Annotated in this window: 23 protein-coding genes; 14 read left to right on the plus strand and 9 right to left on the minus strand. The window is 59.4% G+C overall.

The features are described 5' to 3' along the window. From ACR0NZ_RS13315 to ACR0NZ_RS13325, 3 genes are read left to right on the plus strand one after another with little or no spacing between them, the layout of a single operon-like run. Positions 1–693: a DUF2062 domain-containing protein gene (locus ACR0NZ_RS13315; protein ID WP_480473877.1), complete on the plus strand. Its 693-nt coding sequence runs from the start codon at positions 1–3 to the stop codon at positions 691–693. After that, complete coding sequence (locus ACR0NZ_RS13320) at positions 693–1439, plus strand: pyridoxine 5'-phosphate synthase (RefSeq protein WP_480483761.1); 747 nt, start codon at positions 693–695, stop codon at positions 1437–1439. Before ACR0NZ_RS13315 ends, ACR0NZ_RS13320 begins: the two co-directional genes overlap by 1 nt. Beyond that, positions 1436–2062, plus strand: a complete 627-nt coding sequence (locus ACR0NZ_RS13325) for a LysE family translocator (RefSeq protein WP_480519473.1) — start codon at positions 1436–1438, stop codon at positions 2060–2062. Before ACR0NZ_RS13320 ends, ACR0NZ_RS13325 begins: the two co-directional genes overlap by 4 nt. Positions 2063–2100: 38 nt before the next feature. Here ACR0NZ_RS13325 and ACR0NZ_RS13330 read toward each other — a convergent pair whose 3' ends face one another. Continuing rightward, positions 2101–2949, minus strand: a complete 849-nt coding sequence (locus ACR0NZ_RS13330) for a CE1 family esterase (RefSeq protein ID WP_480519475.1) — start codon at positions 2947–2949, stop codon at positions 2101–2103. 126 nt (positions 2950–3075) lie between these two features. On the opposite strand from ACR0NZ_RS13330, the gene acpS reads away from it, so the two are divergent. The 4 genes from acpS (at position 3076) to ACR0NZ_RS13350 (ending at position 5702) form a co-directional block, all read left to right on the plus strand. Then, complete coding sequence (gene acpS, locus ACR0NZ_RS13335; protein WP_209506227.1) at positions 3076–3495, plus strand: holo-ACP synthase; 420 nt, start codon at positions 3076–3078, stop codon at positions 3493–3495. A 62-nt stretch (positions 3496–3557) separates the two neighbouring features. Then, the gene (gene lepB, locus ACR0NZ_RS13340; RefSeq protein WP_480473873.1) at positions 3558–4397 is read left to right on the plus strand and encodes a signal peptidase I; all 840 of its coding nucleotides are present in this window, start codon (positions 3558–3560) and stop codon (positions 4395–4397) included. Beyond that, positions 4394–5071, plus strand: a complete 678-nt coding sequence (gene rnc / locus ACR0NZ_RS13345) for a ribonuclease III (RefSeq protein WP_480494632.1) — start codon at positions 4394–4396, stop codon at positions 5069–5071. The genes lepB and rnc overlap by 4 nt, the downstream gene beginning before the upstream one ends. Before the next feature lie 154 nt (positions 5072–5225). Next, positions 5226–5702, plus strand: a complete 477-nt coding sequence (locus tag ACR0NZ_RS13350; RefSeq protein ID WP_480473869.1) for a hypothetical protein — start codon at positions 5226–5228, stop codon at positions 5700–5702. 51 nt (positions 5703–5753) lie between these two features. On the opposite strand, the gene ACR0NZ_RS13355 is transcribed toward ACR0NZ_RS13350, so the two are convergent. Then, complete coding sequence (locus tag ACR0NZ_RS13355) at positions 5754–7136, minus strand: multicopper oxidase family protein (RefSeq protein WP_480519477.1); 1383 nt, start codon at positions 7134–7136, stop codon at positions 5754–5756. On the opposite strand from ACR0NZ_RS13355, the gene ACR0NZ_RS13360 reads away from it, so the two are divergent. The 3 genes from ACR0NZ_RS13360 to ACR0NZ_RS13370 are packed head-to-tail and all read left to right on the plus strand — an operon-like array spanning position 7135 to position 8531. Beyond that, positions 7135–7263 carry a hypothetical protein gene (locus ACR0NZ_RS13360; RefSeq protein ID WP_480494628.1) on the plus strand — a complete coding sequence of 43 codons (129 nt, stop codon included), beginning with the start codon at positions 7135–7137 and terminating at the stop codon, positions 7261–7263. The genes ACR0NZ_RS13355 and ACR0NZ_RS13360 overlap by 2 nt on opposite strands. Positions 7264–7296: 33 nt before the next feature. Beyond that, the gene (gene era / locus ACR0NZ_RS13365; protein ID WP_480519479.1) at positions 7297–8205 is read left to right on the plus strand and encodes a GTPase Era; all 909 of its coding nucleotides are present in this window, start codon (positions 7297–7299) and stop codon (positions 8203–8205) included. After that, a complete protein-coding gene (locus ACR0NZ_RS13370; RefSeq protein WP_480519481.1) occupies positions 8202–8531 on the plus strand; it encodes a DUF1491 family protein in 330 nt (109 codons plus the stop codon). The genes era and ACR0NZ_RS13370 overlap by 4 nt, the downstream gene beginning before the upstream one ends. A gap of 37 nt (positions 8532–8568) precedes the next feature. Here ACR0NZ_RS13370 and ACR0NZ_RS13375 read toward each other — a convergent pair whose 3' ends face one another. Next, complete coding sequence (locus ACR0NZ_RS13375; protein WP_480519483.1) at positions 8569–8892, minus strand: hypothetical protein; 324 nt, start codon at positions 8890–8892, stop codon at positions 8569–8571. A gap of 231 nt (positions 8893–9123) precedes the next feature. On the opposite strand from ACR0NZ_RS13375, the gene recO reads away from it, so the two are divergent. After that, on the plus strand, positions 9124–9849 hold the full coding sequence (recO, locus tag ACR0NZ_RS13380; RefSeq protein WP_480519485.1) for a DNA repair protein RecO: 726 nt from the start codon (positions 9124–9126) through the stop codon (positions 9847–9849). Here recO and ACR0NZ_RS13385 read toward each other — a convergent pair. The 3 genes from ACR0NZ_RS13385 to ACR0NZ_RS13395 form a co-directional block, all read right to left on the minus strand. Next, positions 9833–10225 carry an META domain-containing protein gene (locus ACR0NZ_RS13385; RefSeq protein ID WP_480507408.1) on the minus strand — a complete coding sequence of 131 codons (393 nt, stop codon included), beginning with the start codon at positions 10223–10225 and terminating at the stop codon, positions 9833–9835. The two genes, recO and ACR0NZ_RS13385, sit on opposite strands and share 17 nt — an antisense overlap. Positions 10226–10265: 40 nt before the next feature. After that, positions 10266–10820, minus strand: a complete 555-nt coding sequence (locus ACR0NZ_RS13390; protein WP_480519487.1) for a hypothetical protein — start codon at positions 10818–10820, stop codon at positions 10266–10268. 252 nt (positions 10821–11072) lie between these two features. Then, entirely contained in the window at positions 11073–12764 is a 1692-nt protein-coding gene (locus tag ACR0NZ_RS13395) for an acyl-CoA dehydrogenase family protein (protein WP_480519489.1), read from the minus strand. A 144-nt stretch (positions 12765–12908) separates the two neighbouring features. On the opposite strand from ACR0NZ_RS13395, the gene ACR0NZ_RS13400 reads away from it, so the two are divergent. Then, positions 12909–13673 (plus strand): sulfite exporter TauE/SafE family protein, encoded by a 765-nt coding sequence (locus ACR0NZ_RS13400; RefSeq protein WP_480519491.1) that lies wholly within the window; start codon positions 12909–12911, stop codon positions 13671–13673. A gap of 4 nt (positions 13674–13677) precedes the next feature. Here the strand turns inward: ACR0NZ_RS13400 and ACR0NZ_RS13405 are convergent, their stop codons facing one another. From ACR0NZ_RS13405 to ACR0NZ_RS13415, 3 genes are all read right to left on the minus strand, one after another. After that, a complete protein-coding gene (locus ACR0NZ_RS13405; RefSeq protein WP_480473859.1) occupies positions 13678–14223 on the minus strand; it encodes a hypothetical protein in 546 nt (181 codons plus the stop codon). A gap of 33 nt (positions 14224–14256) precedes the next feature. Then, a complete protein-coding gene (locus ACR0NZ_RS13410; protein WP_480473858.1) occupies positions 14257–14643 on the minus strand; it encodes a hypothetical protein in 387 nt (128 codons plus the stop codon). Between the two features lie 283 nt (positions 14644–14926). Beyond that, positions 14927–16525: a phosphoenolpyruvate carboxykinase gene (locus tag ACR0NZ_RS13415; RefSeq protein ID WP_480519493.1), complete on the minus strand. Its 1599-nt coding sequence runs from the start codon at positions 16523–16525 to the stop codon at positions 14927–14929. A 345-nt stretch (positions 16526–16870) separates the two neighbouring features. Between ACR0NZ_RS13415 and ACR0NZ_RS13420 the strand changes: the two genes are divergently transcribed. Next, on the plus strand, positions 16871–17575 hold the full coding sequence (locus ACR0NZ_RS13420; RefSeq protein ID WP_209506312.1) for a response regulator transcription factor: 705 nt from the start codon (positions 16871–16873) through the stop codon (positions 17573–17575). 31 nt (positions 17576–17606) lie between these two features. Then, the gene (locus ACR0NZ_RS13425) at positions 17607–19325 is read left to right on the plus strand and encodes an ATP-binding protein (RefSeq protein WP_480519495.1); all 1719 of its coding nucleotides are present in this window, start codon (positions 17607–17609) and stop codon (positions 19323–19325) included. Positions 19326–19328: the final 3 nt, after the last annotated feature.

The raw sequence follows: 19328 nt of genomic DNA on the forward strand, positions 1-19328 counted from the left end.
GTGGTATTCAAGCGCCGAGACCGACGCTCTCCTGTTCAGGTCGCTTCGGAACTCGTCTATCCGCGTGGCGGATGGACCCGCGCCTTCCACTATGTCAAACACCGTGTCCGCCGCCTGCCGGATTCCCCTGACCGGATTGCCCGCGGCATCGGGGCGGGCGTTTTCGCATCCTTCACGCCGTTTTATGGGCTGCACTTTCTGGTCGCCGCAATTGGTGCGCGGCTGATCAAGGGCAATATTCTGGCCGCGCTCAGCGGTACGTTCTTCGGCAACCCCCTGACCTATGTCCCGATTGGGGTGATCTGCCTGCAAACCGGGCATTTCCTGCTGGGCACCGAATATGAAGAAGGCGACACGCAGGGGCTGATGGGCAAGTTTGCCGACGCCATCGGCGACCTCAAGGACAATCTTCTTGCCCTGTTCACGGACCGCGTGGCCGACTGGCACGGGCTGGGTCAGTTCTACGATGACGTTTTCTATCCCTACATGATTGGCGGCATCATTCCCGGTATCGTGGCGGGCATCATCTGCTACTACCTCAGCCTGCCGCTGATCCTGACCTACCAGCTGCGCCGCCGCGCCAAGATCAAGGCAAAGTTTGAAGAAATCAAACGCCGGGCCGAAGAAACACCTGCCGGTCCCGCGCCAAGATCGCTAAGGTCGGGGCGAAAATCTGCAAAAGGAACCAAATGATGTCCGAAAGCCGTCTGCGTCTGGGTGTGAATATCGATCATGTCGCCACCGTGCGCAACGCGCGCGGCGGGGCCTATCCTGACCCGCTGCGCGCCGCCAAGCTGGCAGAGGAGGCCGGCGCCGACGGCATCACCGCGCATCTGCGCGAAGACCGCCGCCATATCTCGGACGCCGATATCGACGGGCTGATGGAGGTTCTGTCGGTGCCTCTGAACTTTGAAATGGCCGCCACCGAAGAGATGCAGAAAATCGCCCTGCGCCACAAACCGCACGCCGTCTGTATCGTTCCCGAAAAGCGCGAGGAACGCACCACCGAAGGCGGGCTCGAAGTCGCGCGCGAGGAAAACAAGCTGGCCCATTTCATCGCCCCCCTGCGCGAGGCCGGGTGCCGCGTGTCGATCTTCATCGCCGCGGATCAGCGTCAGATCGAGGCCGCGCACCGCATCGGTGCCGAGGTGATCGAACTGCACACCGGTGCCTATTGCGACGCCCATGCCGAAGGACGTATGGACGCCGCCGCGCGCGAGCTTGAATCGCTGCGCCAGATGTCCACCTTTGCCCATTCGCTGGGGCTCGAGGTCCATGCAGGCCATGGCCTGACCTATGACTCCGTAAAGCCGGTTGCCGCTTTCCCCGAGGTCATGGAATTGAACATCGGGCATTTCCTGATTGGTGAGGCGATCTTCCTGGGTCTCACCCCCGCCATTCGGGAGATGCGCCGCCTGATGGACGAGGCGCGCGCGTGATCACCTCCGGCTTTATCGCCATCTGGTTCGCCTGGCTCATGGCCGGGGGATCTCCGGGCCCGGCCACGATGGGCATTGCCGGAACCGCCATGACCGAAGGCCGCACCGCCGGGCTGGCCTTTGCCCTTGGCATCTGCGCTGGATCGGCCGCCTGGGGCATTGCCGCGGCGCTGGGCTTGTCGGCGGTCATGCTGGCCAATGTCTGGCTGTTCGAGGTGATCCGCTATGTCGGCGTGGCCTATCTGGGCTGGCTGGCGCTGAAGGCCCTGAAACGCGCGATGACCTCGGATGATGAGGTCGCCCTGGGTAAACCGGTCACCGGCACGCTGCCCACGGTTTTTGCCAAAGGCGCGGCGATCCACCTGACCAACCCCAAGGCAATCCTCAGCTGGGGGTCGATCTATGCCATCGTCGCGCCAAGCGATGCCAACCTGCCGATGCTGCTGGGCTATTTCGCCATGCTGTACGCAGGATCGCTGCTGATCTTCATCGGCTATGCGTTTTTGTTCTCATCCGCCCGCATGGTCCGCACCTACCGCCGCGCCCGCCGCTGGTTCGATTTCGCCTTTGCCGGGTTTTTTGGCCTGGCGAGTTACAAGATTTTGACGGTGCGGTTGTCGTAAAGCAGGCAAGTTGATTTCGGCAAATGCCGGTGGAGGCGCTAGGGCGCGCTCGAGATTTCCAGAAACCATTCCGCAACAGCATTTGCCCAACCGGGTTGCCTGCCGTGACCATGTGGCCCCAGCGACAGGGTGACAGAGCCGTCCTGACACTCGGTCCACTTCTTTCGCCAGGATGCACCTTCTGTTGAAACGCTGTTCGCCATCTGCCCGCATCCATTGGTTCTGGTCAGAATTTCAATGGATTTCAAAACGCTACCCTGTTCGAAATCATAGTCCCCAAAGGTCACAAAACGTCCCTCCAGCGGGACGGTCCGGTCTGCAAAGCCGTGCGAATGATGCATGTGAACCGGGCCGCTGCACCGTCGCCACATCGGCTCCCAAAAAGCCCCTGATGCCGAGGCATAGGCAAAGGCAAAGGAATGATCCGTGCAGGCCTTGTCCCAAACCAGTGATCCGCCGCGTGAATACCCCGCCAGCATAATGCGATCTGCGTTCAGGTCGAAACGGGCAATGGCGTCTTCCTTGATCTGCTCCAGCGCGGCCAGATCATCCCGCGGCCAGCGATAGCCATCATGCACCCCCCAATCCAGCGCCTTGGGATTTCCAATGTCGACCTGACCGTTCGGCGCGATAAAGGCGATGCCGCGGTCGGTAAAGGCCGCCGCGAGGCCGGAAAGATTTACGGCTGAATTCGCCGTTGCCCCATAGCCATGCAGATAGATAACAGCTGGCGGCTTGGGCGCGGCATCCGGCAGAACCACCCGATAGGACACCTCTCCAACCTGACAGGGGGTTTCCCCGGTTCCGCAATCCTGTGCAAAAGCGTGTAAAACGGTGCTTACGACAATGCCAGCCACCGCAATCGCCATGAACGGAATTTTCGACATTGCGTCCCCCGCACAAACGTAAAAATTGAACATTCCGGTAAAGTATATCACGGAATGCGGCAACCAACCGCTTGCGTGTGGTCATCAATTGCCGTTGATTGGCCCGACCAGAGAAATGAGAGCCATATGATCCTCGGCATCGGCACAGACCTTGCAAACATCGACCGCATTCAGGGTACGCTCGACCGGTTCGGCGACCGGTTCCGCAACCGTGTCTTTACTGACACCGAACAGCGCAAGGCCGAACGCCGCGCGGATACCGCAGGCACTTATGCCAAACGCTGGGCCGCGAAAGAGGCATGTTCCAAGGCGCTCGGCACCGGCCTGCGCATGGGCATTTCGTGGAAAGACATGGCCGTCACCAACCTGCGCACCGGGCAGCCGGTGATGCATGTCACCGGCTGGGCCGCCGAACGCCTGAACGAGCTGACCCCCGCAGGTCACGAGGCGATCATCCACGTCACCCTGACCGATGACCACCCCTGGGCACAGGCCTTTGTCGTGATCGAGGCGCGTCCCCTGCAAGATCACGTCACACAGCCTTGACTTGACCCCATCCCCCCCGCATGTAGCAGCGAAGCCAAGCACAGAGAACTGGAGAGAGCAGTATGGCCGAGGAAGCCAAAACCGGAAGCGGCGTCTGGGAAACGATCAAGACCATCGTCTATGCCCTGCTGATCGCGGGCGTGTTCCGGACCCTCTTCTTTCAACCGTTCTGGATTCCGTCCGGTTCGATGAAGCAGACGCTGCTGATCGGCGATTTCCTCTTCGTCAACAAGATGGCCTACGGCTATTCCTACGCCTCATGTCCCAGCCTGATCATCCCCAGTGTCGGCCTGAATATCGACGCCGAAGATCTCTGTGGCTGGATGCAGGGCGACGACGGAAGCCGCATCTGGGGCGGCGATCCCGTGCGCGGCGACGTCATTGTCTTCCGCCACCCGGTCAGCGGGCGCGACTATATCAAGCGCCTGATCGGCCTGCCGGGCGACCGCATTCAGGTCCGCGAGGGGCAGATCATCCTCAACGGCACACCGGTTCCGCAACAGCCTGACGGCATATTCACCGAAATCGCCGAACCACAGGGCCCGCAACGCCTGCGCCCACGCTGCGAAAACGGCCCCGTTGGCGTTGGCGGCGCCTGTGAAAAGTCGCGCCTGATCGAAACCCTGCCCAACGGCGTCACCTATGACGTGCTGAATATCGGCAATCAGGGCTCGGACAATACCGGCATCTATACTGTGCCCGAGGGCCATTATTTCTTCATGGGCGACAACCGCGACAACTCGGCTGACAGCCGCCTGCCGCAATCCGCTGGCGGGGTTGGCTATGTGCCTTACGAAAACCTGATCGGTCGCGCCGACCGGATCATGTTCTCGTCTGCCGGCCGGTCGATGCTGTTCTTCTGGACCTGGCGCGGGGATCGCTTCTTCAAGGCGGTCAATTGAAGCTCTCAGCCGAGATAAAGGCGTTTCAGCAGCGTTTGGGGTATGAATTTGCCAACCCCGAGCTGCTGGTGCGTGCGCTGACCCACGGCTCGGTCTCATCGTCGACCCGGCCCGACAATCAGCGGCTTGAATTTCTGGGCGACCGGGTGCTGGGTCTTGTCATGGCCACCGCGCTGCTTGAGGCCGACAAGAAAGCCTCCGAAGGCCAGCTTGCGCCCCGGTTCAACGCTCTGGTCCGGAAAGAGGCCTGCGCAGATGTCGCCCGCCAGATCGATCTGGGCGCGGTGCTGAAACTGGGCCGGTCCGAGATGCTCTCGGGTGGGCGCCGCAAACAGGCGCTGCTGGGCGACGCGATGGAGGCGGTGATTGCCGCCATCTACCGCGACGCCGGGTTCGAAGCTGCCCGCGATGTTATTCTCGCCCTCTGGGGCGACCGTATCTACAAGGTCGAGGCCGACGCCCGCGACGCCAAAACCGCGCTTCAGGAATGGGCGCAGGCGCGCGGTCAGAAACCACCCAGCTATGTCGAGGTCAAACGCAGCGGCCCCGACCACGCCCCCGTCTTCACAATCGCCGCCCGCCTTCAGGACGGAACCGAGGCACAAGCCACCGCAGGCTCCAAGCGCCAGGCCGAACAGGCGGCCGCCAAGGCGTTGCTGGATCGGGTCAGCTGATCGGTGCTGCCGCCCGGCCTGTCACAAGTTTCAATCAAACTTGAAGACTATAGCCGCCACGACCCGAGACATGTATCTGGGTGTTAACTGCTTTGGCATCAGTCTGACTGCGACAGGTCAAAGCACTTGAGAAACAACGGATAAAGGCAATCCAATGCAACGTGCAAAACTCTCGCTCGTCAATATCGGCTTTCTGTTCATTGCCGGGTTTGTGGCAACCATGGCCTTCGATTTCTGGGGGCAGGTCGTCAGCCCAGGCATCGGCTGGGCCAACCTGTCACCCGAAGGTCTGGCGCAGAGTTTGCTGTCCAGTCTGGGCCTTCCCAGCAACGCTTTTCTGGGTTTCTTCGTGCATTTCTACATTGTCGGCCTGATTGCCTATCCTTTGGGCTGGTTCCTTGTTTTCCAGCCAATCTGGGTCAAGGTTCTGGGCCCGGTCCACATGTTTGTTGCCTCGGCAATCTATGGTTTCGGTCTGTGGGTATTTGCTATCGGAGGTGTCACGACCTTTGCAGGTCTGCCGCCGTTCCTGAACTTTGTCGGCATCACATGGGTCGCGCTGATCGGACACGTTTTGTACGGCATCGTGTTTGTGGCCGTGCTGAACCCCATCCTGCGCCGTCACCCGTGATCTGATCCGTTCAACCCGCCGGTTCGGTGTCGGGCCGACGGGTTTCATCGTTCAAACCACCCGGATGAACCCGGTCAGCCCGGTTTTCTGATGTTCGATCACATGGCAATGAAACGCCCAGTCGCCGGGGTTGTCCGCCACCAGCGCTATATCCGCCACCTCATCCTTCAACAGCAGCATCGTGTCCGTCATCAGTGGTGGCAGGATGCGCAGGTTGGATCGCAGCGGCACGAAGGCCAGCCCGTGCAGGTGGATCGGATGCAGGTTCGGCGACTCGTTGCGCAACCGCAGGACATAACTTTTTCCCTGTTCCAATACTGCCAGCGGCCCGGTGCCCTGCGCCGCATCGCCCGGCCAGGGTTTGCGGTTGATCGACCAGAAACTATACCCCAGCGTGCCGCAGAACCCGTCATTCGGGGCACCGCCCTCCGGCGTCCAGCCAAAGACGAACTCATGCAATTCCGCACGGTCCGGATCGGGGCGCGCAACGGGATTTGCACGCAGCGGGCGCAGCTCTCTCAGATCGCGCGCCGCTGATGTGCCAGTAGCCCGCAAGCGCGCCATGGCGCGGTGCGGCTGGCCGGGAAACTTGGCCATCAGGTCCGCCGTCTGCCCTTCGCCCTCGGGCATCCGGACGGCAAAATCCACCCGCTGACCGGGGCCCAGCAACAGCGGTTCATCCGCCGTTGGCACCGGTAGGTCGATCTCGACCGGATGCCCGTCCCACGCGATGATCCGGGTCTCGGCCCCCTCGGGATGCAGCTTGTAGATGCGGGTCGTGTCCGTGTTGACCACCCGCAGCCGCACCAGACTGCCCGCCGCATGCTCATAGACCGCCTCGCTCTGCCAGTTGGCGGTCTGCACTGTACCAAACGTGCCCGCCCGCGCCGCACCCCGCGCCGTATAGGCAGGCAGGAACGCGTCATCCTCGTCCAGACGGAAATCCCGCAGATTGATCACCTGTTCGCTGTCGAACCCCGACTCGTCCGGCTCGGCAATCACCATCACGCCGGTCAGCCCGCGCGCCATCTGCTCCATCGTCATGCAATGGGGGTGATACCAGTAGGTCCCCGCATCCGGTGGTGTGAATTCATAGGTGAAACGTTCACCCTCGCCGATGGGCATCTGGGTCAGGTAGGGTACCCCGTCCATCTCGTTTCGAATACGCAACCCGTGCCAGTGCATCGAGGTATAATCCGGCAAGGTGTTGCGCACGCTCAGCCGCATAGGCTCGCCCTGTCGCCCAAACAGAACCGGCGGCGGCGCATCGGGCGAGAGGCTGACCATCCCCGCGGTAAGCTGTTCTCGCAGCCGGTAACTGGCGGGTTGCAGCACCAGTTCCTGTGCTGCATCACCTGCCGCCAGCGACCATCCGCCCAACCCAAACGCACCTGCGGCGGCGCCGCTTCCAAGAAGAAACTCGCGACGTTTCATGACAACCTCATTGAAAGGATTTGCGGCCGGGCTGGAACTGGCTGGGCACCTGCGCCTGTCCTGCCACCGCAAACGCAGGGCCGCAATGCGACAAATCCCTCTGGCCCGCCGCCCCTTTCTGCTATAGGGGGGCGCAGTTGCAGACAGGATTGCCAGACACATGACCACACGCGCCGGATTTATCGCCCTGATCGGAGAGCCCAACGCAGGCAAATCCACCCTCCTGAACCGCATGGTCGGGGCAAAGGTCTCGATCGTGACCCATAAGGTGCAGACCACACGCGCCCGTATCCGGGGCGTTGCGATGGAAGGCGATGCGCAACTGGTCTTTGTGGACACGCCGGGCCTGTTCAAACCGCGTCGCCGTCTGGACCGTGCCATGGTCGCTGCCGCCTGGGGCGGGGCCGCCGATGCCGATATCGTCGTGCTGATGGTCGAGGCGCATCGCGGCATCACCGAAGGGGTTGAACGCATCCTCGAAGGGCTGGCCGAGATCGGGCAGGGCCGCACCATCGCGCTGGCGATCAACAAGATCGACAAGGTGCCGTCCGAGAAACTGCTGGCGCTGACCAGCGACCTGAACGCGCGCTACCCCTTTGCCGAAACTTTCATGATCTCGGCCGAAAAAGGCCACGGCGTCGACGACCTGCGCAAATGGCTGGCGGGCGAATTGCCCGAAGGCCCGTGGTTGTATCCCGAAGATCAGATCGCCGATCTGCCCCTGCGCATGATCGCCGCTGAAATGACGCGCGAGAAGCTGACCCTGCGCCTGCATCAGGAACTGCCCTACCAACTGACGGTCGAGACCGAGACCTGGGAAGAACGCAAGGACGGCTCGGCCAGAATCGATCAGATCATCTATGTCATGCGCGACGGCCACAAGGGCATCGTTCTCGGCAAGAAGGGCGAGACGATCAAGGCCGTCAGTCAGGCCGCGCGGGCGGAACTGGAAGAGTTCCTCGACCGCAAGATCCACCTGTTCCTGCAAGTGAAAGTCCGGCCCAACTGGCTTGAGGAATCCGAGCGCTATTCGGAAATGGGTCTGGATTTCAAAGACGGCAACGCATGACCCGCCTGACCGCTGATTTCTGGGTGCACGCCTATCTGGCGCGGCTCCGGTTTCAGGAAATCCCCGCCTTTGTCGTGGCCCATGGCGATGACACCGCGGGCGCGGTTCTGGTCAAGCTCAACACGCTCGACGGGCAGGCCACCGCCTTCCAACGCAGCTTTGATCTGATGAGCGGTGAACGGAAATGGGTTGAACTTTCCTCTGGCCTTGAAGGCGATGTGGATCATGCCATCCAGCGCCAGCGCAGCTTTGACCCCGACCTCTGGGTGATCGAGGTTGAAGACCGGCAAGGCCGGCACCTGCTGGGTGAAGAGGGGCTGGAGTAGCGGGCCGGGCGAATGTCGGCTTTGAGCCCAAAGTTACCTATTGATTTTGGGAAGATTCCCAGTCTTCAGCGTATCTGGCCAGGACAGCATGCTTGTCCAATTCGTCGAGTGTAAGGGTTTCCGATAAGTGCATCGCAACGATAATCGCATGCGACATAACACAATGCTGAAAGGAGTATTTCTGTGAACCTGCCAGCCTTTGATTTTCATAGAGAAGTTCGCAAACAAAGAAAAAATCAGACGTAACAGCCGATAGTGCAACGAGCTTTTCCCTGAAGTTATCGCAACTGTTCAAAAAACTGGAATTCAGCAAAATTTGGAATACCGCTTTAGTTTCTGCGTAAACCGTTTCAATATCCATTGCTTCCAACCTTGCAGATACAGGTTCAAAAAACACATTTCACCAGGAAAGACGAGCAATCTTTTGTAAGTTGGTTTGACAGGAAGGTTTGTCCGCATAGATGCCTAGCCCCCTCCCGTCGGACCAGGCGATTCACGTATCTTTCCGCGTTTGATGCGCAAAACCATTGCAGAACGGAACCCTTCACGATTTTCTGGGAACACCACAACTTATCACGGACAGGACCCCGAATTGGACTGGCGCGATCACGGCATCCTACTGACCTCTCGCCGCCACGGCGAAACCTCGGCGATTATCGAGGTCTTTACCGAATCCCACGGGCGTCATGCTGGTGTGGTGCGGGGCGGGACCAGCCGCAAGATCGCACCCATCCTGCAACCCGGCGCGCAACTGGATGTGCTGTGGCGTGCGCGGCTGGAGGAACATATCGGCACCTTTCAGGTCGAACCCCTGCGCTCGCGCGCGGCGGCGGCGTTTTCCGGGCGGCTGGCCCTGTCCGGGCTGAACGCCGTCGTGTCGCTTTTGTCCTCCTGCCTGCCCGAGCGGGAAGCGCACCCGGCGCTCTATACCCGAACCGAGCGGTTGATGGACCTGTTGGGACAGGATGAGATCTGGCCGCTGGCCTACCTGCGATGGGAACTGGCGTTGCTGGACGAACTTGGCTTTGGCCTTGACCTGACCGCCTGCGCCGCGACCGGCACGACCGAGGGGCTGGTCTATGTGTCGCCCAAGACCGGGCGCGCCGTCAGTGCCAAAGGGGTCGGGGAATGGGCAGACAAGATGTTGCCGCTGCCGCCCTGTCTGCGGGGTGAAGGCACCGCGCCGGATGCCGAGATTGCCGAAGCTTTGCGCACAACCGGATATTTCCTGAACCACCGCGTCGCCCCCGCGCTGGGGCATAACCCACTGCCCGAGGCGCGCGCGCGGTTCGTGGATCAGGTCACTCGGCGGCTGTGAACACCATCTCGTGCCCGTCCTCATTGCGCAAGATCAGCACATCACCCGACACTTCGGATTGGGTCATGGCCAAAAGGGCGGCGAAATAGACCCCTTCGGCCTCAAGCCCGGCGCAGGCGGCCCGCGTTGCTCTCAGGTCCTGAATTTCGAACCACGGGTAGGGCGCGTTCAGCGTGCCGTCATAGCTGTTGCAGGGGGCATTTCCGGTTATCCTGCCCTCTTCTGGGAACCGCAGCAGGGCGCTGGCGGCAAAGGGCTGTCCGTCGATTTCCTGCAGCGCCCATGTCCGGTCTGCTGCGCCATAGGCGGCAACGGATTCATCCCTGTCGCATTGAAACAGGGCCATCAAAGGCAGGGTCAGGATCAGGCGTGTCATGGCAGGGTTCTAGCGTATCAGCCGTAACTGCGGAACCTGGTCAGTAGGGCAAAGACCCGTTCAGAAGCCGCTCGCGCACTTCCAGCCGGGGTGCCCAGTTGTATCGTGTATCCTCGCGCACTGGCGCCCAGAACAAGACACCGCTGTTGCGCCAGGGGTCCAGGATGATGCCATCATACATCGTGTCCCCCTTGGCGCTGATCGATGCCGAATGGTGGATGATGCGAAACGGGGTCGGCGGTGACGTGGCCCAGTGCAGATCCAGCGTCCGGAAATTCTCCTGCCGCAGGCGTTTGGTCATCGCTTCGGCCCAGTCATTGCACAGGCCCTTTTCGCGGAACCCGTTGATGATCTTGGCGTTGTGGATGATCGCCGGGTCGGTGACATTCCAGTCCTGCTTCAGCTGCTGCGAATAGGCATAGGCAATCGTGGCCGCTTGCTGTGCCTCGGCCGGATCGACCTCCGCCCCAAGCCCCCGGATCGATTGCGCCAGCGCGTCCACATCACTCCGGCTCACCGTCGGCAGCGAGGTGGTGCAAGCCGCCAGAGCAAGAGCCGCAAGAACAGCACACATAGCAAGGAAAGGTCGGGTCATGCGTTATCCCAAAAGTTAATTGCGACGTCTCGTGTTCGGCTGATGCTCTACCGGTGAAAGGGGTGGGATCAAAGGGGGAAGTTTTGAAACACGTGGGTCATTTGTGACCGTCACGCGGGCCACGAGGGGCGATGGTTTGCTTTGTACAAAACGTACTCTGCATGGTTCGGACCGCGTACAGATTGTACAAAACAGGAAAAAGACCCGGCGCAAGCGCCGGGCCAGTCGGGGAAACAGGACTGCCGGAATGGGTCACCCGAGCAGACGTCGTGCGATGACCTGTGCCTGAATTTCAGCAGCCCCTTCGAAAATGTTAAGGATACGCGCGTCACACAGAACGCGGCTGATCTTGTATTCCAGCGCAAAGCCGTTGCCGCCATGAATCTGCAACCCGTTGTCCGCCGCAGCCCAGGCCACACGCGCACCAAGCAGCTTGGCCATACCGGCCTCAAGGTCACAGCGCTGGCCGTGATCTTTTTCCCATGCGCTGAAATAGGTCAGCTGACGCGCGATCATGATCTCGACCGCCATCATCGCCAGCTTGCCGGCCACGCGCGGGAAATTGATCAGGGATTTTCCGAACTGCTTGCGGTCGATCGCATATTGCATGGCGATGTCCAGCGCACACTGTGCCACGCCGATGGCGCGGGCGGCGGTCTGGATGCGCGCACTTTCGAAGGTTTCCATCAACTGCTTGAAACCTTTACCTTCTTCTCCGCCCAGCAGGTTCTCACCCTTGACATGGAAGCCGTCAAAACCCAGCTCGTATTCCTTCATGCCGCGATAGCCCAGAACCTCGATCTCGCCACCGGTCATGCCGGGGGTGGGAAAGGGATTCTCGTCAGTGCCCGGTGTCTTTTCCGCCAGGAACATGGACAGGCCGCGGTGGTCGGTGCTGTCGGGGTTGGTCCGAGCCAGCAGGGTCATCACATGGGTCCGCGCGGCGTGGGTGATCCAGGTCTTGTTGCCGGTTATCTTGTAATCGCCATTCGCGTCCTTGACCGCGCGCGTACGCAGGCTGCCAAGGTCTGAACCGGTGTTGGGTTCCGTGAAAACGGCAGTCGGCAGGATCTCGGCGCTGGCAATCTTTGGCAGCCACTGTGCCTTTTGCGCGTCGGTGCCGCCTGCGATGATCAACTCGGCCGCAATCTCGGATCGGGTACCCAGCGAACCAACGCCGATATAGCCGCGCGACAGTTCCTCGGACACCACGCACATTGATGCTTTGGACAGACCGAACCCACCGAATTCCTCGGGGATGGTCAGGCCGAAAACACCCATTTCCGCCAGTTCTTCAATGATTTCCAGCGGAATCAGTTCATCCTTCAGGTGCCAGTCATGCGCGTTTGGTTCGACCTTTTCCTGCGCGTAGCGGCGGAACTGGTCCCGGATCATCTCAAGCTCTTCATCCAGACCAGACGCGCCGAACATCGTAGCTCCGGCCTGATCCTGCATCAGCGCAACCAGACGGCTACGTGCGGCCTGAGAATTGGCCCGTGCCATCAGGGTCTGCACTTCGGTTGACTGAAAGCCCGACAGCGCGTCCCAGCCAAGGCCCATATCCTGAAGACGCACCACCTCGCCCTGGTTCATCGGAATACCGCCCGCCACCTGGTGCAGATATTCGCCAAACGCGATCTGGTGCAGCAACTGCTCGATCTCACCAAATTTGCCATCGGCTTGCAGCGCTTCTGCCCAGCGCTGCATCTGTTGCAGCGACTGCGAATATGTCGCCAGCCAGGCCAGACCATGCGCAGCGGTCTGATTTGCTTCGATCAATGCGCCAGAGACCCGGCCTTCAGCGGTCACCATGCCACGCACGGATGCGCGGGCTTTTTCAAAAACGGCGTCCACAGCAGGCACGGCGGCTCGCGTCAAATCCAGAAGATCGGGCAATACTGCATCAGTTGTCATTTGGGTCATATCCTGTCCGTCATGGGCCATGAATCGCGTCCTTTCCTCGGTCGTCTGGTCATATCATGCTGCACGTGCAGCGCAACAAAAATACTAATTATGCCGTTAAAAAGTTCAAAAATTACCTGAACATTTTTGCAATGCAGAAGAAAATCCAGATGATATCTAGAGGGCATGGACCTGTTTTCCCTTCTGTCGCCGCGAGAGCTGTTACTTGCCATCGCCGTTGCCTTTGCCGCCGGGTGGGTCAAGGGCATGGTTGGATTTGCCATGCCCATGGTGTTTGTATCTGGCCTGAATTCGTTTCTGCCGCCGGATCTGACCTTGGCGGGGCTGATCCTGCCGACCCTTGTCACCAATGGCGTTCAGGCTTTTCGCGGGGGCGCCAGCGCCGCACTCAGCTCTATTCGCCGGTTTCGGGTGTTCCTGGTGGTTGGCGGTATTTTTCTGGTGCTGAGCGCACAGCTGGTCACGCTGGTGCCCGGCTCGGTCTTCCTGCTGCTGATCGGCGCGTTCGTGTCCTTCTTCGCCCTTGTGCAGGTTCTGGGCGTCAGGCTGGTGCTAAATCATCCATCAACCGGTGTTGAGGCCGTTGTTGGCGGTGTCGCCGGGTTCGTGGGTGGCATGTCGGGCATTTGGGGTCCCCCCACAGTTGCATATCTCACGGCCTTGAATACCCCGAAGAAAGAGCAGATCCGAATTCAGGGTGTCATCTATGGATTGGGGGCGGTCATGCTGCTGGCCGCGCATGTCTGGTCCGGTTTTCTGCGCGTGCAAACGGTTCCGTTTTCAGTAATCCTGATCGTTCCTGCCATGCTAGGGATGTGGGTCGGATTGAAACTGCAGGATCGTATCGATCAGGCCAGCTTTCGCAAGGCCACGCTGTTCGTTTTGCTGTTGGCGGGCTTGAACCTACTGCGGCGTGGCCTGATGGGCTGAAGCTCTAGTCCGGTCGCCTGTCTGCAAACCGGAACGCGAAATACAGACCAAGCATCAGAAAGAACAGGCCCGAAATGTCGCCGATCAGGAACGCGATGTACTCAACCGTTGCACTGCCAAAGACCAGATTGGTCAGGCCAGAGACCAGAAAAGATGTGGCTATGCCCACGCCCATAACGCAAACCCAGCAGGGTTTGCGGTTCGGGTTGGGGAACAGGTCCCATCCGACAGCCTTCAGCAGATAGAAAACCGCAGGAACCGTCAGGACGGCGACAGCAATTGCCAGCAGGCGGGTGGGCAGGAAAACATCCGTTCCCGCCAGATAGGCAAAGACGATGAACACACCCGGCAGCAATGCAAATATTGCGCGCCACCCCAACAGCCAGGCCGACAGAACCCGTACGCCATGCGGCAAAAACAGCAGGCTCGCCCGGCTTGGGTATTCCGGAAAAAACACGTTCTGCATTGGCATCAGCACAGCGAAGGTCAGTATCGACGCCAGAACATAAGCCAGTGAAGCCGCAAGGGTGTCAGTCGCCCAGCCGCGCATCGCGATCACATCACCGTGCACGCACGGGGCGCGTCATCTGGGGGCATGAACGATGTACCGCCCGCGATTGGCGCTGCCACTTTGTGAAAGATAGCCTTTTTCGACCAGCGATTTCAGCGCGCGAAAAAACGTTGGGCGCGAAATGCTTTGGACCAGCGTATGCTCGATCAACCCGAACGTACGCACTTCCTGAGTGGATTTTGAAAGCTCTTCCGCGGCGTAATAGATGTCGCGCTCAACCGGAGATAGTTTTTCCAGCCCAAGCGTCCGCTCCATGCTTTGCATCAATTTGCGTAGTTCGGTGAGTTTCGAGATTTCCGTCATGGTGTTACCTGTAGTTTTCTGTGCCAACCGCCGCCTGTCCGCGACCATTTGAACCACACTGATCGCAATACCAACCAGCCAGTCCCATGTTGACACTCATCCCCGTTTACTTAGACTAGAAGCCTGATTAGGTTGCTCAATCCAGCGTTGTGAGTGTGCGCATATGAGCTTCCACAAAGTCCTTTCAGTCAGTGCCCGGCGCGAATGTGCCGGGCTTTTTCGTCTCAACAGTAAATAGGCCTAGCGCAGATCGCACTTTGAAACAACGCACTTGTATGTGCATTTAATGACATACAACTATAAGATGAGTATTTAGCGGACGGCTAAAGAAGCTGCGGATTGGCAAAAAGAAAGGGGCTCAGCGGCCCCTTTTTTTCGTTTATCCGATTGCGACGGCTTTGATGTCGTCATCAATGAATGGCAGATACTGCTCGAAGTTCTCGGCAAACATCTGCACCAGTTTCTCGGCCTGTTTGTCGAATGCGGCCTGATCATCCCAGGTCCGACGTGGGTCAAGCAGAACTTCGGGGACACCCGGGACAGAGACGGGAACGTCAAAGCCGAAATTGGCGTCCTTGCGGAACTCGGCGTCGCGCAGCGAACCATCCAGCGCTGCGGTCAGCAGGGCACGGGTGGCCTTGATCGGCATCCGGCTGCCGATACCATAGGCGCCACCGGTCCAGCCTGTGTTGACCAGCCAACAGGTCGCGCCGTGTTGGGCGATCTTGTCGCGCAGCAGGTTTCCGTAGACTTCCGGGCGGCGCGGCATGAACGGCGCACCAAAGCAGGTCGAGAAGGTGGGTTGCGGTTCGGTAACGCCACGCTCGGTCCCGGCCACCTTTGACGTGAAGCCCGACAGGAAGTGATACATTGCCTGCGCAGGCGTCAGCCGCGCGATCGGAGGCAGTACACCAAAGGCATCGCAGGTCAGCATAATGATGTTTTTCGGATGCCCACCCAGCGCGCTTTTGGATGCGTTCGAAATATACTCAAGCGGATAGGCGCAACGCATGTTCGCGGTCAGGGAGTCGTCGTCGAAATCCAGTTCCTTGGTCTCGGCGTCAAAGACCATGTTTTCGATCACGGTGCCGAATTTCGAGGTGGTCGCGTAAATCTCCGGCTCGGCTTCGGCGTTAAGGTTGATGGTCTTGGCATAGCAGCCGCCTTCGAAGTTGAAGGTGCCCCGATCCGACCAGCCGTGCTCGTCATCCCCGATCAGCGTGCGCGACGGATCGGCGGACAGGGTTGTCTTGCCAGTGCCGGACAGGCCAAAGAACACGGCGGTGTCGACCGCGTTGCCAACAGCATGGTTGGCCGAGCAGTGCATCGGCATCACACCCTTTTCGGGCAGCATGTAGTTTAGTAGGGTGAATACGGATTTCTTGTTTTCACCTGCATATTCGGTGCCGCCGATCAGGATCAGCTTGCGGTCGAAGTTCAGCGCGATCACCGTTTCGCTGCGGCAGTTATGCTTGGCCGGGTCAGCCTTGAAGCTGGGGCAGTTGATGATGGTGAAGTCTGCGGTGAACTCGTCCAGATCCTCGCGGTCGGGACGGCGCAACAGGTGGCGGATGAACAGGTTGTGCCAGGCAAGCTCAGTCACCATGCGCACGTTGATTGCGTAGGTTGGATCGGCGCCTCCGACGAGGTCCTGCACGAAATAGTCACGGCCTTTCATATGCGCCAGCATGTCTTGGTAGAGGGCGTCAAATCCCTCCGGCGTCATCTCGGCATTGTTTTCCCACCAGATGGCGTCGGCCACGCTGCTGGTTTTGACGACATGCTTGTCCTTGGGCGAGCGACCGGTGAACTTGCCAGTGGTGACCAGAAAGGCACCGCCATTTCCAAGTGTACCTTCGCCGCGCTTCAACGCTTCTTCGATCAGCGCCGGTTCCATGAAGTTATAATAGACATTGCCCAGACCCTCGATGCCCTGATCCTCGAGGCGGAATTGCGGGTTAACCCGTCCAGATGTCATGTGTGTCTTCTCCTGTGGCGGCGCCGGGGCTTTGGGCCCTGAGGCGCCTTTGGGGCAGTGTACCGGGAAAACCGGCGGCTGAGCGCGTCTTATCATGGTCGTTCAGGACATGAACAGGCGGGTTTGACGCAGTTAGCGCAACCAAGCTCGGGTTTAGCGCCATCACAAATTCAATGACCGAGAACCGGGCATATTTTTGCGGGCATAAAGGCAAATTTGCCGCAGACCTGCCGCAACAAAGGCACGATTCGCAGTTACGGATTGATTCGGCGTCTTAAAACCGCCAACAATGCCTTACAAATAAGCGAATTATTGCGCGAGTGAGCAGGAATAGGGGTGAGCCCGATGTCAAAGATTGCACTTGTGGATGACGATAGAAACATTCTGACGTCTGTATCCATGACACTCGAAGCCGAAGGTTTCGAGGTTGAAACTTATAATGATGGCCAGGCCGCGTTGGATGCGTTCAACAAGAAGCTGCCGGACATGGCCGTGCTCGATATAAAGATGCCGCGTATGGATGGCATGGATCTGCTACAGCGTCTGCGTCAGAAAACGCAGATGCCGGTGATCTTTCTGACCTCGAAAGATGATGAAATCGATGAGGTTCTGGGTCTGCGCATGGGCGCGGATGACTATGTAAAAAAGCCCTTCTCGCAACGGTTGCTGGTTGAGCGCATCCGCGCGCTGCTGCGCCGGCAAGAAGCAACAAGCGGCGACGCGATCACTGCCAATAGCAATGACACAAAGGTTATGGAACGCGGCGACTTGCGGATGGACCCGCTGCGCCATGCAGTCAGCTGGAAAGGGAATGATGTATCCCTGACCGTGACCGAATTCCTGCTTCTTCAGGCACTTGCCCAGCGTCCGGGTTTCGTCAAAAGCCGCGACCAGCTGATGGATGTGGCCTATGATGATCAGGTTTATGTGGATGACCGGACGATCGACAGCCACATCAAGCGTCTGCGCAAGAAGATGCGCGCGGCTGATCCCGAGTTTTCGGCGATCGAAACCCTTTATGGTATCGGTTACCGGTACAACGAAGAATAGGCGCCACGCCAGCAAGGGGTAATGGGCTCTCGTGCGCGACACCGAAGCAGCCAGCGAACTACGTGACGGTGACGTCGTACTCGGGGATGACTGGGTCATTCCCGACGATTCCGAGTCAGCGGAACTGAGGGAAAAACGTTCTCAGAGAAACCTGTTCTCTCTGAGAGGCTCGCCTTTGGCGCGCAAGATCATCACCTTTAACCTGATCGCGCTGGTGATCCTGGTTACGGGGCTGCTGTATCTGGACGATTCGCGGAAAGAGACGGTTCAGCAAACAGCGCGCAATCTGCTTGGCGATGCGCAGCTGGTCAGCAACGTTTTTGAAACCCAGCTGCGACAGGGTGCGCAACACACCGCACAGGATGCTGGGAACCTCGACGTAAGAGATACGCTGTCTGGGTTGACACTTCCCGAAGGCGGCGAAGTCTTTGTCTATGACGCCAGTGGCACCCTGATTGGCTGGACACGCGGCGCCCCGCAAGTGTCGGCCATGCCGGTTCTTCTGCAAACCAATTCCGAGCTGCAAACCGGCAGCACAGTAATCAGCGACACGCTGAACGCGGTGTGGATCGGTGTGTCGAACCTTCTCAACTGGTCGACCGAGGTCGAGGCACCGACGCTGGCACAACGGGTGCAGGGAATAATCCCGCAGGCGCTGGCAGGCCAAAGTCAGGTGCAGGCTGTTCAGGACGCCTCAGGTGAGACCGTGATCGTGGCCGCTGCGCCGATCCTCTACGAAGATACCCCGGCCGGAGCGGTCGCCATCACCGGCCCAGCAGGCGAGATTGACGCATTGGCCCGTCGCGAGCAGGAACGCATCCTGCAAATGTTCGTGGTGGCTTTGCTGGTTTCGGTGGGTCTGAGCCTTGTGCTGGCTTCGACCATCGCCAACCCGCTGGCAGATCTGGCCGCAGCGGCGGAAATGGGTAAGGACCGGGGCACAGGGGTCAATCCGGGGCGCATTCGCATCCCTGATCTTAGCGCCCGTCCCGATGAAATCGGCCGCCTTAGCCGCGCTTTGCGGGGCATGGTAAATGCTCTGTATAATCGGATTGACGCAAACGAACAGTTCGCAGCTGATGTCGCCCATGAAATCAAGAACCCCCTGGCCAGCTTGCAATCCGCTGTCGGTACATTTCGCATGGTCAAGCGCGAAGATCAGCGCGACAAGCTGCTGGCTGTGATCGAGCATGACGTTCGGCGTCTGGACCGGCTGGTCAGCGACATCTCGAACGCATCGCGTCTTGACGCGGAACTGGTCAAGGAAGAAGAGCAACCCTTTGATCTGCTCAAACTGATTGGCAATTTAGGTCAATATCTGGGTGAGGATGCGCGATCGAAGGGGATCGACTATATCACCGATCTGCCATCCGATCCGATTGTCATCAACGGGCTTGAGGCCCGGCTGGCGCAGGTTTTCGTCAATCTGATCACCAATGCCATTTCCTTCTGTGAAGAAAATGACGCGATCAGGGTCTGGGTGCGTCAGCGCGACAACCGTGTTCTTGTCGTGGTCGAAGACACCGGGCCGGGTATTCCGGAACAGGCCTTGACCAAAGTGTTCAAGCGATTCTATTCGCAACGCCCACCCGAGCATTTCGGCAACAATTCGGGGCTCGGTTTGGCCATCTCGAAACAGATTGTCGAAGCCCATGGCGGCGTAATCTGGGCTGAGAATATCCGCCCGACAGAGGCTGATATCACGTCAGACCCGCTGGGCGCGCGTTTTGTGGTGGGGTTGCCCGTTTAAACC

The organism is Ruegeria sp. AE3 (genome assembly GCF_056542225.1).

Excerpts from the sequence above, each read along its gene's own strand:
- ACR0NZ_RS13355 (WP_480519477.1), bottom strand. The coding sequence starts at position 7,136 with ATGAAACGTCGCGAGTTTCTTCTTGGAAGCGGCGCCGCCGCAGGTGCG.
- ACR0NZ_RS13360 (WP_480494628.1), top strand. The coding sequence starts at position 7,135 with ATGACAACCTCATTGAAAGGATTTGCGGCCGGGCTGGAACTGGCTGGG.
- ACR0NZ_RS13400 (WP_480519491.1), top strand. The coding sequence starts at position 12,909 with ATGGACCTGTTTTCCCTTCTGTCGCCGCGAGAGCTGTTACTTGCCATC.
- era (WP_480519479.1), top strand. The coding sequence starts at position 7,297 with ATGACCACACGCGCCGGATTTATCGCCCTGATCGGAGAGCCCAACGCA.
- ACR0NZ_RS13390 (WP_480519487.1), bottom strand. The coding sequence starts at position 10,820 with ATGACCCGACCTTTCCTTGCTATGTGTGCTGTTCTTGCGGCTCTTGCT.
- ACR0NZ_RS13330 (WP_480519475.1), bottom strand. The coding sequence starts at position 2,949 with ATGTCGAAAATTCCGTTCATGGCGATTGCGGTGGCTGGCATTGTCGTA.
- ACR0NZ_RS13370 (WP_480519481.1), top strand. The coding sequence starts at position 8,202 with ATGACCCGCCTGACCGCTGATTTCTGGGTGCACGCCTATCTGGCGCGG.
- ACR0NZ_RS13350 (WP_480473869.1), top strand. The coding sequence starts at position 5,226 with ATGCAACGTGCAAAACTCTCGCTCGTCAATATCGGCTTTCTGTTCATT.
- ACR0NZ_RS13420 (WP_209506312.1), top strand. The coding sequence starts at position 16,871 with ATGTCAAAGATTGCACTTGTGGATGACGATAGAAACATTCTGACGTCT.
- ACR0NZ_RS13405 (WP_480473859.1), bottom strand. The coding sequence starts at position 14,223 with ATGCGCGGCTGGGCGACTGACACCCTTGCGGCTTCACTGGCTTATGTT.
- ACR0NZ_RS13415 (WP_480519493.1), bottom strand. The coding sequence starts at position 16,525 with ATGACATCTGGACGGGTTAACCCGCAATTCCGCCTCGAGGATCAGGGC.
- ACR0NZ_RS13320 (WP_480483761.1), top strand. The coding sequence starts at position 693 with ATGTCCGAAAGCCGTCTGCGTCTGGGTGTGAATATCGATCATGTCGCC.
- ACR0NZ_RS13375 (WP_480519483.1), bottom strand. The coding sequence starts at position 8,892 with ATGGATATTGAAACGGTTTACGCAGAAACTAAAGCGGTATTCCAAATT.
- lepB (WP_480473873.1), top strand. The coding sequence starts at position 3,558 with ATGGCCGAGGAAGCCAAAACCGGAAGCGGCGTCTGGGAAACGATCAAG.
- ACR0NZ_RS13395 (WP_480519489.1), bottom strand. The coding sequence starts at position 12,764 with ATGGCCCATGACGGACAGGATATGACCCAAATGACAACTGATGCAGTA.
- acpS (WP_209506227.1), top strand. The coding sequence starts at position 3,076 with ATGATCCTCGGCATCGGCACAGACCTTGCAAACATCGACCGCATTCAG.
- ACR0NZ_RS13385 (WP_480507408.1), bottom strand. The coding sequence starts at position 10,225 with ATGACACGCCTGATCCTGACCCTGCCTTTGATGGCCCTGTTTCAATGC.